Genomic DNA, 15,431 nt, shown 5'->3' on the forward strand with positions numbered 1-15,431 from the left:
TATTACGCATCGTGTGCGATTACATCTAGCATCGTCTTGGTGCGTTTGCTACATAATGCCGGGAATGACCAAACAAGTGTTTGCTGCCCTCGGCGGTTTGACGCTTACTTCTACGCCTGGCCCTTCTTACCATTTCACAAACTCCCCGCACCCAGATAGGCTTCGCATGCGAACCGCGCCCCTGATCCGCCCCGGGCGGACAGCTGCGGTTCCCCTTAGAAGAACCCAAATCGGTTAGGAGCAATCAATGTCGAGCGAAGGTCTCCACGCACCCCGCGAACGTCTGAGCGACAAGACGCTCACCATGCATCATGCGATCGTGTCCCTCATGGAAGAGCTGGAAGCCACCGACTGGTACCGCCAGCGCGCTGACGATTGCGAGGACGAGGGTCTCAAGGCGATCCTGCTGCACAACATGCGCGAAGAGATCGAGCATGCCTGCATGGTGCTGGAATGGCTGCGCCGCAACAGCGAGGACTTCGACCGCGAAATGCGCGAATACCTCTTCAAGGATGGGGACATCGCCGCCCACGAAGAAGAAGCCACCGGCAAATAACCAGCGCTACCAGATCGTGCGCTGAAGCCGCCCTCGGCGCAATGCGCACCACTTCCACTTAAACCGGCTGGCGTGCAACGAAGGTGCTCCAGCCGGTTTATCGTTTCATGCGGCCTTTCCTGGATCGTCTCGCCATAAGTCTGCTGCTTGTCGCCTGCGCGTTTTTCGCCGGCCGGGCATGGCTGCGCGATCACCCCGAACACAACCCGTGGGCACCGTTGCGCCTGAGCGATCCGCCGGGCTGGGCGACCGACCGCAAGTTCTCCGCCCTGCGCGACGACACGGCCGAATGCCGTGCCTTTCTCGAACGCAGCGGGATCGCGTTCGAGCCCCTGGAGCCGGTCGGGTCGGGTGCCTGCAGGCGCGAGGACCGCCAGTTTCTCGCTGGCCCGCAGAAAGCCGAGGTAACGCTGGGACCGCGCAATCCCGAGGCGACCTGCTCGGTCGACGCAGGCTTGGTGTGGTGGCTGCGCCACGGCGTGCAGCCCGCCGCGATGGCCACACTCGGTTCCGAAGTCGTGCGGATCGAGCATCTCGGGACGGTGAATTGCCGCCGCATCGGTGGCGGCGACAAGGGAAACTGGAGCGAACATGCGACCGGCAACGCGATAGACATCAGCGCCTTCGTGCTTGCCGACGGCAGGCGGATAACTGTGCAAAAGGACTGGGATGGGACGGATGAGGCATCCCGGTTTCTCCACGACGTCCGTGACGGCGCCTGCCGGAGCTTTGCCACGGTGCTGTCACCGGACTACAACGCAGCCCACGCGGACCACCTTCATCTCGATCAGGCCATTCGAGGATCGGGCTGGAATGCCTGCCGCTAATCCTTTGGTTGCCATCGCTGCCGCGCCGTTCTCGGGCGAAGCGGGTTTCCTACCGAGGCAAGCTATGCTCCAATGGCCCGGCATGATCCGGCGTTCACCCCTCCTCGCACCCTTCCCTGCCCTCTTTGAAAAACCACGGGCCACCCGGCCGGCTGGTTTTGTTCTGGACCGTGTAAACCGTGTCAACTCTGTCACCTTGCACCACATGACATCGGAGGCTTCGGCGTGAACGGACGGCCTGCGATGCTCGTGACCGGCGGCGCCAAGCGAATCGGTGCGGCCATCGCCCGCGCCTTTGCAGAAGCGGGCTGGCACGTCGTGATCCACTACGGCCGGTCGCGCGAGCAGGCCGAGGCCTTGGCCGCCGAACTGCCGTCTGCCGAAGTGTTCAGCTGCGACCTCGACGACTGGAACGCCGGGCCGGCCATGGTCGCGGAACTGGCAGAACGGCTCGAAGACTGGCGTGTGCTGGTCAATTGCGCGGGCGTGTTCGACCTCGATACGGCGCAGGACCTGCAACCGTCGGTGTTTGAGACCGCCATGCGGGTCAACGCCGCCACGCCCGCCCGGATCGGCCAGGCCTTTCTTGCGCAGGCACGCAGCACGACAGGACGGCGCCTGATCCACGTGACCGACCAGAAGCTGGAAAACCCCAACCCCGACTTCTTTTCCTACACGATGAGCAAGCACGCGCTTTCGAGCACGATCCCGATGCTCTCCATGGCGCGTACCGATCCACGCGACCGCATCTACGGCCTCGCCCCCGGCGCGATCCTCGCCAGCCATGACCAGACCGAGGAGGAAACCGAAGTCTCGCACCGCATGAACCTGCTACAGCGCAAGACCACGCCGCAAGACATCGCCGGAACAGCGCTGTTTCTTGCCAGCGGCTGGCTCGCCAGCGGCAAAACCGTTTTCGTCGATTCCGGGCAGCATCTGCTGTCGCAAGAGCGCGACGTGCTGTTCCTCGCGCGCCAATGAGGGAAGTCTGTCCATCGGCCACTGGCCATTGCCGGAGATAACGTTAGACTTCGCCGCCTGTCCCCCCATAGCAAGTCCGCAAGGCATTCATTATCATGGCAATTCTCGATCGGTTTCTCGAACGCGGAGTCAAACAGGGCGTGCTGGAAGTCGCGCGCCCCGATGGTGGCGTAAAGCGCTTCGGCACCCCCACGGAGGGCTTCCCCGAAGTCCGCATCCGCTTTGCCAGTGCCAAGGCCGAACGTGGTATTCTCGCCGACCCCCGGCTCGGTGCCGCAGAGGCCTTCATGGACGGAAACATGATCGTCGAACAGGGCGACATCATGGAGCTCGTCCAGCTGCTGCGCGCAAACAAGCGCTGGGACAAGGGCGGTGAAGTGCGGGAAACCTCGGCGCTGAAGTCCGTCCGTGCGAAGCTGATTACCCTCTACGACGGGATCAACAAGTCCTCGAAGGCCAAGGCCAACGTCGCGCATCACTACGACATCGGCAACGACCTCTACCGCCTGTTCCTCGATGCCGATCACATGCAGTACAGCTGCGCCTACTGGCCGCGCGAAGGCATGAGCCTGGAGGAGGCGCAGGAAGCAAAGCTGGCCCACATCGCCGCCAAGCTGGCGCTGGAACCGGGCCAGAAGGTGCTCGACATCGGTTGTGGTTGGGGCGGCATGGCGATCTTCCTCGCCAAGCACGCCGATGTGGCGGTGAAGGGCATCACCCTCAGCGAAGAGCAGCTCGCGCTCGCCCGGGAACGCGCCGTGGCAGCGGGCGTCGCGGGCCGGATCGAGTTCGAACTGGTCGACTACCGCGACCTTGCCGACCGCGGAGAGACCTTCGACCGGATAGTGTCTGTCGGCATGTTCGAGCATGTCGGGCAGGCCCAGTACGACCGCTATTTCCGCGACTGCGCCCGCATGCTGGCCGATGACGGGGTGATGCTGCTTCACACCATCGGCCGCATGGGCACGCCCGGCGCGACCGATGCCTTCACTCGCAAGTACATCTTCCCCGGCGGCTATATCCCCGCGCTCAGCGAGACCGTCGCCTCCAGCGAAAAGGTCCGCCTGATCGCCTCCGACGTCGAGAATCTGCGCTTGCACTATGCCCTCACCCTGCGCGAGTGGTACAAGCGCTGCGTCGCCGCCAGGGATGCCATTATCGACCTCTACGACGAGCGCTTCTACCGCATGTGGACCTTCTACCTCGCCGGGGCGACCGCCGCTTTCGAGAGCGGATCGATGTGCAACTACCAGATCCAGTACATCCGCAACCGCCGCACGCTGCCCCTCTCCCGTGACTACATGGCCGAGAACGAGAAGACGCTTATGTCTCCCTGCGTACAACCCGCCATTGCGCCTTAGGGCCAGCGCTGATAGGCGCGCGTCGCAAATATAGCGTCGATTTCAGCGGAGCCGCAGAGCCCATGTCCGGTACCAAGATGTCCGATATCAAGAAGGTCGTCCTCGCCTATTCGGGCGGCCTCGACACCAGCGTCATCCTAAAGTGGCTGCAGGTCACCTACAACTGCGAGGTGGTGACCTTCACGGCCGACCTCGGCCAAGGCGAGGAGCTCGAACCGGCGCGCGCCAAGGCGCAGCTCATGGGCGTGCCAGACAAGCACATCTACATCGACGACCTGCGCGAGGAATTCGTGCGCGATTTCGTGTTCCCGATGTTCCGCGCCAATGCTCGCTACGAGGGCGACTACCTGCTCGGCACCTCGATCGCGCGGCCGCTGATTTCCAAGCGCCTGATCGAGATCGCCCGCGAAACCGGTGCCGACGCGATTGCCCACGGCGCCACCGGCAAGGGCAACGACCAGGTCCGCTTCGAACTCAGCGCCTACGCGCTCGACCCGAACATCAAGGTCATCGCCCCCTGGCGCGAGTGGGACCTCAATTCCCGCACCGCCCTCATCGAGTGGGCCGAGCAGCACCAGATCCCGGTCCCCAGGGACAAGCGCGGCGAGAGCCCCTTCTCCACCGACGCCAACCTCCTGCACACCTCCTCGGAGGGCAAGGTTCTGGAGGATCCGTGGGAAGAGACCCCCGACTACGTCTACTCGCGCACCGTCAATCCCGAGGATGCGCCCGACCAGCCCGAATACATCACCATCGACTTCGCCAAGGGCGACGGCGTGGCCCTCAACGGCGAGGCGATGAGCCCGGCGACCCTGCTCACCGCGCTCAACGAGCTCGGCCGCAAGCACGGCATCGGTCGGCTGGACCTCGTCGAGAACCGCTTCGTCGGCATGAAGTCGCGCGGCATGTACGAGACGCCGGGCGGCACCATCTACGCCGCCGCCCACCGCGGCATCGAGCAGATCACGCTCGACCGGGGCGCCGCCCACCTCAAGGACGAGCTCATGCCCAAGTATGCCGAGCTCATCTACAACGGCTTCTGGTTCGCGCCGGAGCGCGAGATGCTGCAGGCGGCGATCGACCACTCGCAGGGCTGCGTCAACGGCACCGTCCGGCTCAAGCTCTACAAGGGCAGCGCCTCGGTCGTCGGCCGCAAGAGCCCCGATTCGCTCTACTCCGAACGCCACGTCACCTTCGAGGACGACGCCGGCGCCTACGACCAGAAGGACGCTCAGGGCTTCATCAAGCTCAATGCCCTGCGCCTGCGCCTGCTCGCCCAGCGCGGCCAGTAAGGTCTGCGGTAGCGTTCATCGCAAATAGTTCCCGCTTTCAGGCGGCCCGTTGCCAAAGCGCGACGGGCCGCTTTCGCATGGGTAAACATCGCAAGCATTACCCCCTAGATGGCAAACCCTCGGCAACGACGAAGCGGGGCAGGTTTTGATTATCAAGCGCAGCGGATTTCTGGCACCCATGGCTCTGGCCATTGCGACTCTTCCGCTGTCCGGGCCGATTCACGCCGATGTCGAGACCGTCGACGTGACCATCAACGACAACGATGCCCTCTCCACCGCGCCCGTCGCCAAGGCCCCGGCCTACGTGGCGATCGGCCAGGGCATGGCCAGCTACTACGGCAACGAGTTCGCCGGCCGCCCCACCGCCAGCGGCGAGACGTTCGATCCGGGCCTGATGACCGCGGCACACCGCACGCTGCCCTTCGGCACCCAGGTCGAAGTGACCAACCAGCGTAACGGCGAGTCGGTCATCGTCACCATCAACGACCGCGGCCCGTTTCACGGCAACCGCGTGATCGACCTGTCCGAAGCCGCCGCGCGCCAGATCGGTCTGGTGCGCCGGGGCCGCGGCATGGTCGAACTCGCCGTACTGACGCCCGACACCTGATCTTCCAGACCGGATCTCTGACCGTAACGAGCTGTCTTTTCTGAGGAAAAAGGCCGGCCGACGCGGTTGTGGGAGGGGGTGGGGGGAGGAACCGCGCCGGCCTTCACACCCCAAAAGCCCGAACACGCCATTGCGTTCCCGGCGCGCTCCACGTTTCGTTCAGCCGTGCCCTGCGCTCGACGAGTCGACAGGTTGACACGATTTACACGGTCCAGAGGGAAATACGGCGCCGGCCCCTCGTCCTTGCGAGCGGTGAAACCGCGCGGCAATCCAGAGCCGCGCAAACCGCCCTGGATTGCTTCACCTTCGGCTCGCAATGACGAGGCTGGGGACGAGTTCGGCGCATAGAGCGACTTGTACTCCATCGGGGGCATGTCGGCGCCGTCGTCGTCCCCCTCCCGCAGGCGGGAGGGGGTGTCGGGAGGCAAGTGACTCCCGGCACGGGTGGGCAGTCCGGACGCGGCCGTGGCGTTTTCCCCGTCGGTGGCTGCGCGAGAGACCTTCTCTGAACCGCACGCAGCGTGCTCAAGCCCACCCCCGGCCCCTCCCGCCTGCGGGAGGGGAGTATCAGCGCTCCCCTTCACCGTCCCGCCAGCATCCCCCAGCAACCCGTCCACACGCCCGAAGGCATGGCCCTGCCACCCGTCCCACCGCGCGCCGCTTTCGGCGTAGAAGTCCGCATAGTCCGGCGCGGGGGGATAGGCCGGGTCGGGCACACCCTCGGGCCGGTCCGGATCGTCGACGCCGAACCCGTGCTCCGCTTCGAAAGCCGCCTCTGCCTTTTCGGCAGCATCGATCCACGCCTCGTTCGCCGCGACGAAGGCCGGCTCGGCCCGCTCGCGCACGAACTCGGCACGGTCGGGCGGCAGCGGCAGGGGATCGGCCTTGCGGTCCTCCTCCGCGTGGCGCTCCTCCACCGGGCGCGGCGGCAGGCCCTCCTCGCCGCCGAGATGCGCCGCCGCATCCTCGCCCGCGATCACCGCGAGCGCCTCGTCGAAACGGCCCGCCAGCGCCTGCACCGCGCTCTCGTCGTCCCCGGCCAGCCGGTCGAGCCGTCCGAGGTGCGCCAGCAGCAGCCGCGTGTCGTAGCGCTGGCGCTTGCCGACCAGCTCGCCGCGGAACCAGACCGCCTCCTCCACCCCGTCGAGCGCGCGCGTCGCCAGCACTTCCTCGGCATGGCCGCGCGCGAGCACCAGCGCCGCCTGCCACCCCCGCGCAAAGGCCGCATCGCGCCGCCGCAGCACATAGGCCGACTGCCGGCTCATCCCGACCCGCGCGCAGGCTGCGCGCACATCGCCCTTTTCGGAGAGGTGATGGAGAAACCGCACCTTGCGCCCCGCATCCCAGGCATGGTGCGAGACGAAAGCCCCGTCCTCGACCACCGCCGCCTCCGCCGACGGCTTGCGGCAGATCCCGCCCGTCGCCGGACAGACCCACGCGCTGACCACCCCCGTATCCGAGGGCAAGGGCCGGGGCGGCTCATCGTCCGGATCGTGCGGCGCCCACCCCGCAAAGCCCGCCTCGTCCGACGGCAACCCGATATCGCGCTCCAGAGGAATCCACCCCCGCCCGAACCGCACAGGCGGACCATCCAATTCCTCCCCGAGCTCGTCTCGGGGAGGGGGACCATGCGAAGCATGGTGGAGGGGGAAATCCTCCCCCGCCGGGGGAGGGGGACCATCGGAACGATGGTGAAGGGGCACACGCGGCAAGTCCCGCCCTCCCCCTTCAAACTCAAGGGCAGCGGACGGACGCGGATCGGCAGGCTGGGACATGGTTCACCCCCAAGGCTGGAGCAACAGGACCGGCGCCCTCACGCGCGCCGGGGTGAACCGGGATATTTAAGGCAGATGGGGGTGTGTAGGAAAATGGTTTGAAGGGAAGAAGGACGGTGCAGTCGAGAGTTGAACGTATGGTTAAGGCAATTTCTTCTATCTTATCAACAAACCTCCGCTGAACTATTGCCGCCTTCCTTGAGAACGATTATTTGCATAGTCGGTGGGCGGAGTGACTTCTGTCACTAGCCTCGTCAGAGGTTGTCCTTGCAGTTGAGTTCGTCTGAGCTATGCTGTCTTCATTGAGGAACCAGTGTTACATTGTATGCGCCCACCACCCCATGACTGAAGCGAAACAATCCAATAGAATTTACCTCACATACAAGGCTCGAATTAAGGCTGAAGACAGGTATCGCGTTTATTCGAGATTGGCGAATGTAATTATCATCTGGTACTCATTTTTGATGATTGTCGCTTCACTCGCGGTCTCATCCAAAGCAATCATGATTTCATATTATGAGATAATTTTCGCCTCAGGTTCGATCGCAATATTTGCGTCCTCCACGTTCTTAGCGACAGGAGTTCTCGAAAAGAGGGCCGCCGAATACCGCGCTTGTTATCTTGAAATGCAGAGCATTTGGAACTCGCAGGTCCAAGATGGCGAGAAGATGAAGCGCTATAGCGAAGCCCTTCATCGATACCCAAATCATGGCTCACAAGACGACTCCGAGGTCATCTTTAGTACGTGGCGTCGCGGTGGAGAGCTTTTTGACTCTAGCGGCAAGGTGCCGTTTTCTTTCCTAACGCTCGCCTCTGTGGTTGTTAGAAGACTGTTATTTTGGTCGGTCGCAGCCCTGTTTTTTTTCGGACCGATCCTGTTCGCTCCATATTACGTCACCGTTGTGTCTTAGCGTGGCGACCGTCCTAACCTTTCACGACCTACTTGATTTTCCGCTCCGACTTACGCCCGAGCAGCACTTCACCTCGGACCATCTCCGACGCCTTTACGCCACCAAGATAGCCAGATCGCGCGCTACCGGTAGGGATGGGATCCGAGTAGCAGCTTTTGAACAAAATCTTGCCGACAATTTAGCGACGATTAATCGCAAAGTACTTAATGGCACTTATAATTTCACTACATTTAAGGAACGGCTACTCCTGAAGGGCGCAGGAAAGCCTCCGCGTCAGATTTGCATTCCCACTGTCCGCGACCGCCTGACTCTACGGGCGGTGTGCCAAATTCTGCATCAAAACATTCCCCAATCAGCCGGCTTTTCTCCACACGGAGTCATCGACCGAGTCGCGACGCAACTCCGCTCTAGCCCGCCTGACCGTTCGTTTATCCGGATTGATGTAAAAGAATTTTTTCCTAGCATTAGACACGCATTGCTTGAAACTGAACTCAGAACTTTTGGCTTGGATGACTTGACATTGTCCCTCTGCATGAAAGCTGTTCGGACGAAAATTGGCAATGAAGAGACCCCACCAGATAAAGGAATCGCGCAAGGATTGAGTATCTCGGGCGCACTCGCCTGTATCTATCTGCTCCGCTTTGATGATCGTCAGACAAATCGGTTCCAAAGCTACTTTCGATACGTCGACGACATATTGATGATCGCACCCACCGACGCTGCCGAAAGCACATTAGAAAGTGTGAGGCGAGCGCTGGGACGTCTCGGCCTAAAAATTCACGCGCTAGGCACATCTGGAAAGACGGAGATACATGATGTTGCACAGGGGGTAGATTATCTGGGATATCATATCAGTCGCGAACAAATATCGGTCAGGGAAACCTCGTTTCGCCGAATGTTCAATAATATCCTGAAGGTCGTCACCGACTACCGATATCGTAGGGATTTAGAGAGAACCATTTTTCGCCTGAACCTGAAAATCAGCGGATGCTTGGCAGATGGCAAAAGGCGAGGTTGGATGATGTTTTTTTCGCGCACCGAAAATCTTCAGCAACTTTCGCACCTAGACGCTTTCGTGCAGCAGCAGCTTCAGCGCGTGGGATTTCCTAACGACCATAGACCGAGGATAAAGCGGTTTATCAAAAGCTATCATGAGATCTGCTACAATCTCAATGAAACTGCGTACGTTCCAAAATTTGATCAATACGATTTAGAAGAGAAAACTCAGGTAGTTGCAATTCTGCTTGGTAGAACACTTGAAGAGATCCAAACTTTCAGCGCAGAGTCCATCGAAGCTCATTTCAACCGTCTTATAGGCCAAGAAGTACACGAGTTAGAGAACGACGTCGGCAGCCCTTCCTAGTGCACTTACCCCAACCCTCTTCGAGCGTGGTCAGGAATAGTGCGAGACATTGCCTCTGATGGGCCGGAGCCCGGCGCTGGACATCGGGGTCGAAAGCATGAACCGCGAGCATCGCGAGATCCCGGCGACGCGGGCGACCTGAGCACTCCCACCAAACATTCGTCATTGCGAGCGGAGCGAAGCAATCCAGGGCGGTTGACGCTCGCTCTGGATGGCCGCGGCCCTGCGGGCCTCGCAATGACGATGGAGGTGAGGCGTCTTTCACTCCCGCTTCGTCGCCCCCGCGCAAGCGGGGGTCCCGCTTGTGGCGTTTGGCACCGGGCAAGGAAGCGGGATACCCGCCTTCGCGGGGATGACGGGTGGGAGCGGGAAAGCCGCGTGGGAAAAGGTCCGGCGTTACGGTGGCGGATTACCCGGCCTCCAATTCCTCGCCCCAATCCTGCCCGGCGTGAACCAGCCGCAATATCTCCACCACCGCGTCCATCACGCGGTAGGCGATCACCGTCCGCTGCCGGTACACCGTGGTGCGCAGGCCCGGCACCAGATCGTCTCGCGGCGTGCCGCGATCCGGGTATGTGGCAAGCTCGTGTCCATGCGCCTCGATCCCGCTGGTATAGGCGAAAGCCACCTCCGCACCGGCGCGCTCGGCAATCCAGTCGTAGAGTGCGAGAAGATCGTCCCGCGCGCGGGGGTGCCAGACGACCGTGTAGCGCTTCACCCGGCGGTGCGGGCTTCGTGCCGGGCACGCAGCTCGGCGAACACGTCTTCCTGCGGCAGCGGCGGCGCGGGATCGGCCAGCGCCTCCTCGACGCGGGCCTTGAGCACGGCATCGAGCGCCGCCTCCTCCCGCTCCAGCGCGCGCAATCCGGCTCGCACCACTTCGCTGACCGACGCGTAACGCCCCGAAGCCACCCGCTCCTGCGCCATTTCGGTGAGCGGGCCGAGCGTGACGGTGACGGGCTTGGCGGTACGTGTGGTCATGGCGGAAGTGTATGACATTGTCATAGTTTCAGCAACGGCAGCGGGTCGAGTCCAGTGAAATGGCGTTCATCGCGCGCGGCTTGCACGAATTGATGCCTCCGCCTTCGTCATTGCGAGCGGAGCGAAGCAATCCAGGGCGCTTGACGCTCGCTCTGGATGGCCGCGGCCCTGCGGGCCTCGCCATGACGATCAAGGTGAGGCGTCTTTCCCCCGCTTCGTCGCCCCCGCGCAGGCGGGGGTCCCGCTTGTGGCGTTGGGCGCCGGGCAAGGAAGCGGGATCCCCGCCTGCGCGGGGATGACGGGTGAGGGGTGGCTGAAATGAGGGATGGGGAAACGGTGCGGCAGAGCCGAAGACGCGCCCTCTCCGTTCGTGTCGCGCCCCTCGACATGGTCGGGGTGCACTTCGGCCGAAAGGGCGAAGTCGGGACACGGGTGGCGCTGGCGTGTCTCGACTTCGCTCGACACGAACGGAGTGTGGGGGCGAACGGGACATGGGGGCGCGAACGGGGCCGGAGACGTATTGCCGGGGAGCCCACCCCGCTGCGACTAGCGCCAGAGGCGCAAGTCTCGCGGCCCTCCCGCTTGCGGGAGGGCGGACCTTGCGCGGTCTTTCGGCGGGGCGCTGGCACTCCCCTCCCGCAAGCGGGAGGGGTTGGGGGTGGGCTTCCTGGCACGACGTTCGCGTTGTGGCGGCTGTGCCCCTCCACCGCCCTTCGGGCGGTCCCCCTCCCCGAGACAAGCTCGGGGAGGAATTATCAGGCCCCCAGCAGCGGTTTCAGATAGTGCCCGGTGAAGCTGCGCGGGTTCTGCACCACCTGCTCGGGCGTGCCTTCCGCGACGATCTCGCCGCCGCGCACGCCGCCTTCGGGGCCGAGGTCGATGATCCAGTCGGCCACCTTGATCACGTCGAGGTTGTGTTCGATCACCACCACCGAATTGCCCTGGTCGACCAGCCGCTGCAGCACTTCGAGCAGTTTGCGCACGTCCTCGAAGTGGAGGCCGGTGGTCGGCTCGTCGAGGATGTAGAGCGTCTGCCCGGTCGAGCGGCGGGCGAGTTCCTTGGCGAGTTTCACGCGCTGCGCCTCGCCGCCTGACAGCGTCGTCGCCTGCTGGCCGACCTTGACGTAACCGAGGCCCACTTCGTTCAGCATGTGCATCTTGTCGCGGATCGGCGGCACCGCCTTGAAGAACTCTTCCGCGTCCTCGATCGTCATGTCGAGCACGTCGGCGATCGAGTGGCCCTTGAACTTCACTTCCAGCGTCTCGCGGTTGTAGCGCTTGCCGTGGCATTCCTCGCACGTCACGTAGACGTCGGGCAGGAAGTGCATCTCGATCTTGATCAGGCCGTCGCCCTGGCACGCCTCGCACCGGCCGCCCTTGACGTTGAAGCTGAAGCGCCCGGGCTTGTAGCCGCGCGCTTCGGATTCCGGCAGCCCGGCGAACCAGTCGCGGATCTGGGTGAAGGCGCCGGTGTAGGTGGCCGGGTTGGAGCGCGGGGTGCGGCCGATCGGGGACTGGTCGATCTCGATCACCTTGTCGCACATTTCAAGCCCGGTCACGCGGTCGTGCGGCCCGGCGATCACCCGCGCCCCGTTGAGCGTGCGCGCGGCGGCGGCGTGGAGCGTGTCGAGCGTGAGGCTGGACTTGCCCGAGCCGGAAACCCCGGTGACGCAGCAGAAGGTGCCGAGCGGGAACTTCGCGGTGACGCCGGTCAGGTTGTTGGCGCGCGCGTTCTCCACGGTGACGAAGTGGCCGTTGCCCTTGCGGCGCGTGGCGGGCACCTCGATCCTGCGCGCGCCGGTGAGGTACTGCGCGGTGAGGCTGGTCTTGCTCTTGAGCACCTGCTTCAGCGTGCCTTCGGCCACCACCTCGCCCCCATGGACGCCCGCGCCGGGGCCGAGGTCCACCACGTGGTCGGCGGCGCGGATCGCGTCCTCGTCATGCTCGACGACGATCACCGTGTTGCCGAGGTCGCGCAGGCGTTTGAGCGTCTCCAGCAGCCGGTCGTTGTCGCGCTGGTGGAGGCCGATCGAGGGCTCGTCGAGCACGTAGAGCACGCCCGAGAGCCCCGAGCCGATCTGGCTGGCGAGCCGGATGCGCTGGCTCTCCCCGCCCGAAAGCGTGCCCGAAGTACGGTCGAGGTTGAGGTAGTCGAGCCCGACGTTGTTGAGGAAGCCGAGCCGCTCGTTGATCTCCTTGAGGATGGCCTTCGCGATCTGCTGCTGCTGGCTGGTGAGCTTGCCCTCCAGCGCGCCGAACCACTGGAACGCATCGGCCACCGACAGCCGCGCGGCATCGGCGATGTCGCTCTCGGCGATCTTCACGCTGAGCGCCTCGGGCTTGAGGCGCTTGCCCTCGCACGTCTCGCAGGGCTGCGCGGTCTGGAACTTGGACAGCTCCTCGCGCATCCAGGCGCTGTCGGTCTGGATCATGCGGCGGTTGAGATTGCCGATCACGCCCTCGAACGGCTTGGTGACGGTATATTCCTTGCGCCCGTCCTTGAACGTCAGCGGCACCGGCGCGCCCGCGGTGCCATAGAGCACGACGATGCGCACTTCCTTGGGCAGGTCCTGCCAGGGCGTGGTCAGGTCGAACCCGAAGTGCTTGGCGAGGCTGGAGAGCACCTGCATGTAATAGGGGCTGGGCGGGTTGGACTTGGCCCACGGCGCCACCGCGCCCTGCTTGAGCGTCAGCCCCTCGTTCGGGACCACCAGCTGCGGATCGAACAGCAGCTTCTCGCCCAGCCCGTCGCAGGCCGGGCACGCCCCCTGCGGCGCGTTGAACGAGAACAGGCGCGGCTCGATCTCCTCGATGGTGAAGCCGGAGACCGGGCAGGCGAACTTTTCGCTGAACACGATGCGGTTGGGGGGGAGGCCGGCACCCTTGAGGTTCTTGCCCTGCGCGCGGCCTTCGACAGGCTCAGGCTGAGCGGGGTTTGTTTCAGAACCACCCTCCGCTCGCCCTGAGCTTGTCGAAGGGCCGGCAAGCTCCGCCACCGTCTTGTCCGCAAGGTCCACATAAGCCAGCCCTTCGGCCAGCTTCAGCGCCTGCTCGAAGCTGTCGGCGAGGCGCGTCTGGATGCCGTCCTTCACCGCGATGCGGTCGACCACCACTTCGATGTCGTGCTTGTACTTCTTGTCGAGCGCCGGGGCGTCCTCGATCTGGTACATCTCGCCGTCGATGCGCACGCGGGTGTAGCCCGCCTTCTGCCACTCGGCGAGTTCCTTGCGGTATTCCCCCTTGCGCCCGCGTACCACCGGGGCGAGCAGGTAGAGCCGCGTCCCCTCGGGCAGCGCCATTACCCGGTCGACCATATTGGACACCGTCTGCGCCTCGATCGGCAGGCCCGTGGCGGGCGAATAGGGAATGCCCACGCGCGCCCACAGCAGGCGCATGTAGTCCCAGATCTCGGTGACGGTGGCAACCGTCGAGCGCGGGTTGCGGCTGGTGGTCTTCTGCTCGATCGAGATCGCGGGAGAAAGCCCGTCAATATGCTCGACATCGGGCTTCTGCATCATCTCGAGGAACTGGCGCGCATAGGCGGAGAGGCTCTCCACATAGCGGCGCTGCCCCTCGGCATAGATCGTGTCGAACGCCAGGCTCGACTTGCCCGAACCCGACAGGCCGGTGATCACGATCAGCTTCTCGCGCGGGAGCGCGATGTCGAAGCCCTTGAGGTTGTGCTCGCGCGCGCCGCGCACGGTGATGTGGGTGAGACTCATGGGGAGCGTATGTTCCAGATTTGTTCGCGCCAATCAAGCGGGCGCCGGGAGGTTACCCTCTAGATATGCGCCAGCGCCCTCAAGACAATGCCCGAGCAGCCCGAAGGTGCCCTGCTTCCATTCCTACCGCGACTTTAACGCTTCGTCGCAAGGCCTTTGCAAAGGTTTCGCGAATACGTTTCAGGTCGCGCCGAAGGGACAAAGGGACCGGGAAAACATGAGGGTATCGCATTTCACGCCCGCGCTTTGCGCGCTGGCTTTTGCTGTAACAATGGGGTCAGCACCCGCACGTGCAGACGATCCCAGGGATCCGTCGATGCGCTCGGCGGAGGCCCGCGCGCGCGACAAGGCCATCATCAAGCGGCTCAACGAAGACCAGCTCGCCCACGTCCGCGAACGCGATGCGGAATATGCCCGTGGCTGGGAAGCCCATCGCGCCGCCAGGGCCGACAACCGCCACGAAGCCGACCAGCAGGCCTACAACGATGCCCGCAGCGACTACGAAGCCGCCATGGCCGACTGGCACCGCGACGTCGCCGCCTGCCGCGCGGGCTATTACGAGCGGTGCGCGCGCTAACCAATCCACGCTTGCCGCCACGACCCGCAATGGCCTACTCTACAGACGGTAATTCTGTGGAGGTGCCGTCATGCTCCGGATACGCCGACCTTTCCTCGCTACCGCGCTTTGCGGCGCCGTTCTGGCCTGTGCCGGGCTGCCGGCAATTGTACCTGCTTCGGCTCGTACGCAGGCCCAGCCGATCGATGCCGGACCTGAACCGGGCGATCCGGTTGCGCGGCGCAAGGAACTCAATCTGGAGCAGGCCCGGCTTGCTCAGGAACAGCTTGCCGCCAATGAAGCCAGTCAGGCCGCGCATGACCAGGCAGTGCAGTCAGCGCAGATGCAGGCGCAACGCGACAAGGCCGCTTACGAGACCGCGATGGAGAAGCATCGCGAGGTGGTCGCCAAATACCGCGCCGACTATGCCGCGTGGGAGCAAGTTGTCGCCGCCTGCAAGCGGGGCGACCGCACTCTTTGCCCTCCGCGGTAGCGCTGC

The 15,431-nt window shown here is 63.8% G+C and carries 14 protein-coding genes; 10 read left to right on the forward strand and 4 right to left on the reverse strand.

The window, feature by feature from the left end; genetic code table 11:
* Positions 1–247 precede the first annotated feature (247 nt).
* The 6 genes from IEX64_RS13245 to IEX64_RS13270 all read left to right on the forward strand — a co-directional run bounded on the left by IEX64_RS13245 (position 248) and on the right by IEX64_RS13270 (position 5,624).
* Complete coding sequence (locus IEX64_RS13245) at positions 248–556, forward strand: ferritin family protein (protein ID WP_188820155.1); 309 nt, start codon at positions 248–250, stop codon at positions 554–556.
* Between the two features lie 107 nt (positions 557–663).
* Entirely contained in the window at positions 664–1,383 is a 720-nt protein-coding gene (locus tag IEX64_RS13250; RefSeq protein WP_188820156.1) for an extensin-like domain-containing protein, read from the forward strand.
* Between the two features lie 243 nt (positions 1,384–1,626).
* Complete coding sequence (locus IEX64_RS13255) at positions 1,627–2,364, forward strand: SDR family oxidoreductase (RefSeq protein WP_188820336.1); 738 nt, start codon at positions 1,627–1,629, stop codon at positions 2,362–2,364.
* 95 nt (positions 2,365–2,459) lie between these two features.
* Positions 2,460–3,725: an SAM-dependent methyltransferase gene (locus tag IEX64_RS13260; protein WP_188820157.1), complete on the forward strand. Its 1,266-nt coding sequence runs from the start codon at positions 2,460–2,462 to the stop codon at positions 3,723–3,725.
* A 77-nt stretch (positions 3,726–3,802) separates the two neighbouring features.
* On the forward strand, positions 3,803–5,017 hold the full coding sequence (locus tag IEX64_RS13265; protein ID WP_188820338.1) for an argininosuccinate synthase: 1,215 nt from the start codon (positions 3,803–3,805) through the stop codon (positions 5,015–5,017).
* A gap of 178 nt (positions 5,018–5,195) precedes the next feature.
* Positions 5,196–5,624 carry a septal ring lytic transglycosylase RlpA family protein gene (locus IEX64_RS13270; protein WP_188820158.1) on the forward strand — a complete coding sequence of 143 codons (429 nt, stop codon included), beginning with the start codon at positions 5,196–5,198 and terminating at the stop codon, positions 5,622–5,624.
* Here the strand turns inward: IEX64_RS13270 and IEX64_RS13275 are convergent.
* On the reverse strand, positions 5,516–7,072 hold the full coding sequence (locus tag IEX64_RS13275) for a hypothetical protein (protein WP_188820159.1): 1,557 nt from the start codon (positions 7,070–7,072) through the stop codon (positions 5,516–5,518). The genes IEX64_RS13270 and IEX64_RS13275 overlap by 109 nt on opposite strands.
* Before the next feature lie 668 nt (positions 7,073–7,740).
* On the opposite strand from IEX64_RS13275, the gene IEX64_RS13280 reads away from it, so the two are divergent.
* Together IEX64_RS13280 and IEX64_RS13285 are read left to right on the forward strand one after the other, a co-directional pair.
* Positions 7,741–8,310: an SLATT domain-containing protein gene (locus IEX64_RS13280; protein WP_188820160.1), complete on the forward strand. Its 570-nt coding sequence runs from the start codon at positions 7,741–7,743 to the stop codon at positions 8,308–8,310.
* Position 8,311: 1 nt separating this feature from the next.
* Positions 8,312–9,673: a reverse transcriptase domain-containing protein gene (locus IEX64_RS13285; RefSeq protein ID WP_188820161.1), complete on the forward strand. Its 1,362-nt coding sequence runs from the start codon at positions 8,312–8,314 to the stop codon at positions 9,671–9,673.
* A 409-nt stretch (positions 9,674–10,082) separates the two neighbouring features.
* On the opposite strand, the gene IEX64_RS13290 is transcribed toward IEX64_RS13285, so the two are convergent.
* From IEX64_RS13290 to uvrA, 3 genes are all read right to left on the reverse strand, one after another.
* Positions 10,083–10,391 (reverse strand): type II toxin-antitoxin system RelE/ParE family toxin, encoded by a 309-nt coding sequence (locus tag IEX64_RS13290; protein ID WP_188820162.1) that lies wholly within the window; start codon positions 10,389–10,391, stop codon positions 10,083–10,085.
* On the reverse strand, positions 10,388–10,672 hold the full coding sequence (locus IEX64_RS13295) for a type II toxin-antitoxin system ParD family antitoxin (RefSeq protein ID WP_229710288.1): 285 nt from the start codon (positions 10,670–10,672) through the stop codon (positions 10,388–10,390). Before IEX64_RS13295 ends, IEX64_RS13290 begins: the two co-directional genes overlap by 4 nt.
* 737 nt (positions 10,673–11,409) lie before the next feature.
* The gene (gene uvrA, locus IEX64_RS13300) at positions 11,410–14,376 is read right to left on the reverse strand and encodes an excinuclease ABC subunit UvrA (protein WP_188820163.1); all 2,967 of its coding nucleotides are present in this window, start codon (positions 14,374–14,376) and stop codon (positions 11,410–11,412) included.
* 316 nt (positions 14,377–14,692) lie between these two features.
* Between uvrA and IEX64_RS13305 the strand changes: the two genes are divergently transcribed.
* Both IEX64_RS13305 and IEX64_RS13310 read left to right on the forward strand, forming a co-directional pair.
* Positions 14,693–14,953, forward strand: a complete 261-nt coding sequence (locus IEX64_RS13305; RefSeq protein ID WP_229710290.1) for a hypothetical protein — start codon at positions 14,693–14,695, stop codon at positions 14,951–14,953.
* Between the two features lie 70 nt (positions 14,954–15,023).
* On the forward strand, positions 15,024–15,425 hold the full coding sequence (locus IEX64_RS13310) for a hypothetical protein (RefSeq protein WP_188820164.1): 402 nt from the start codon (positions 15,024–15,026) through the stop codon (positions 15,423–15,425).
* Positions 15,426–15,431: the final 6 nt, after the last annotated feature.

This window comes from Novosphingobium indicum (genome assembly GCF_014645195.1).
Classification (GTDB): domain Bacteria; phylum Pseudomonadota; class Alphaproteobacteria; order Sphingomonadales; family Sphingomonadaceae; genus Novosphingobium; species Novosphingobium indicum.

Excerpts from the sequence above, each read along its gene's own strand:
- IEX64_RS13245 (WP_188820155.1), top strand. The coding sequence starts at position 248 with ATGTCGAGCGAAGGTCTCCACGCACCCCGCGAACGTCTGAGCGACAAG.
- IEX64_RS13250 (WP_188820156.1), top strand. The coding sequence starts at position 664 with ATGCGGCCTTTCCTGGATCGTCTCGCCATAAGTCTGCTGCTTGTCGCC.
- IEX64_RS13255 (WP_188820336.1), top strand. The coding sequence starts at position 1,627 with ATGCTCGTGACCGGCGGCGCCAAGCGAATCGGTGCGGCCATCGCCCGC.
- IEX64_RS13260 (WP_188820157.1), top strand. The coding sequence starts at position 2,460 with ATGGCAATTCTCGATCGGTTTCTCGAACGCGGAGTCAAACAGGGCGTG.
- IEX64_RS13265 (WP_188820338.1), top strand. The coding sequence starts at position 3,803 with ATGTCCGATATCAAGAAGGTCGTCCTCGCCTATTCGGGCGGCCTCGAC.
- IEX64_RS13270 (WP_188820158.1), top strand. The coding sequence starts at position 5,196 with ATGGCTCTGGCCATTGCGACTCTTCCGCTGTCCGGGCCGATTCACGCC.
- IEX64_RS13280 (WP_188820160.1), top strand. The coding sequence starts at position 7,741 with ATGACTGAAGCGAAACAATCCAATAGAATTTACCTCACATACAAGGCT.
- IEX64_RS13295 (WP_229710288.1), bottom strand. The coding sequence starts at position 10,672 with ATGTCATACACTTCCGCCATGACCACACGTACCGCCAAGCCCGTCACC.
- uvrA (WP_188820163.1), bottom strand. The coding sequence starts at position 14,376 with ATGAGTCTCACCCACATCACCGTGCGCGGCGCGCGCGAGCACAACCTC.
- IEX64_RS13305 (WP_229710290.1), top strand. The coding sequence starts at position 14,693 with ATGCGCTCGGCGGAGGCCCGCGCGCGCGACAAGGCCATCATCAAGCGG.
- IEX64_RS13310 (WP_188820164.1), top strand. The coding sequence starts at position 15,024 with ATGCTCCGGATACGCCGACCTTTCCTCGCTACCGCGCTTTGCGGCGCC.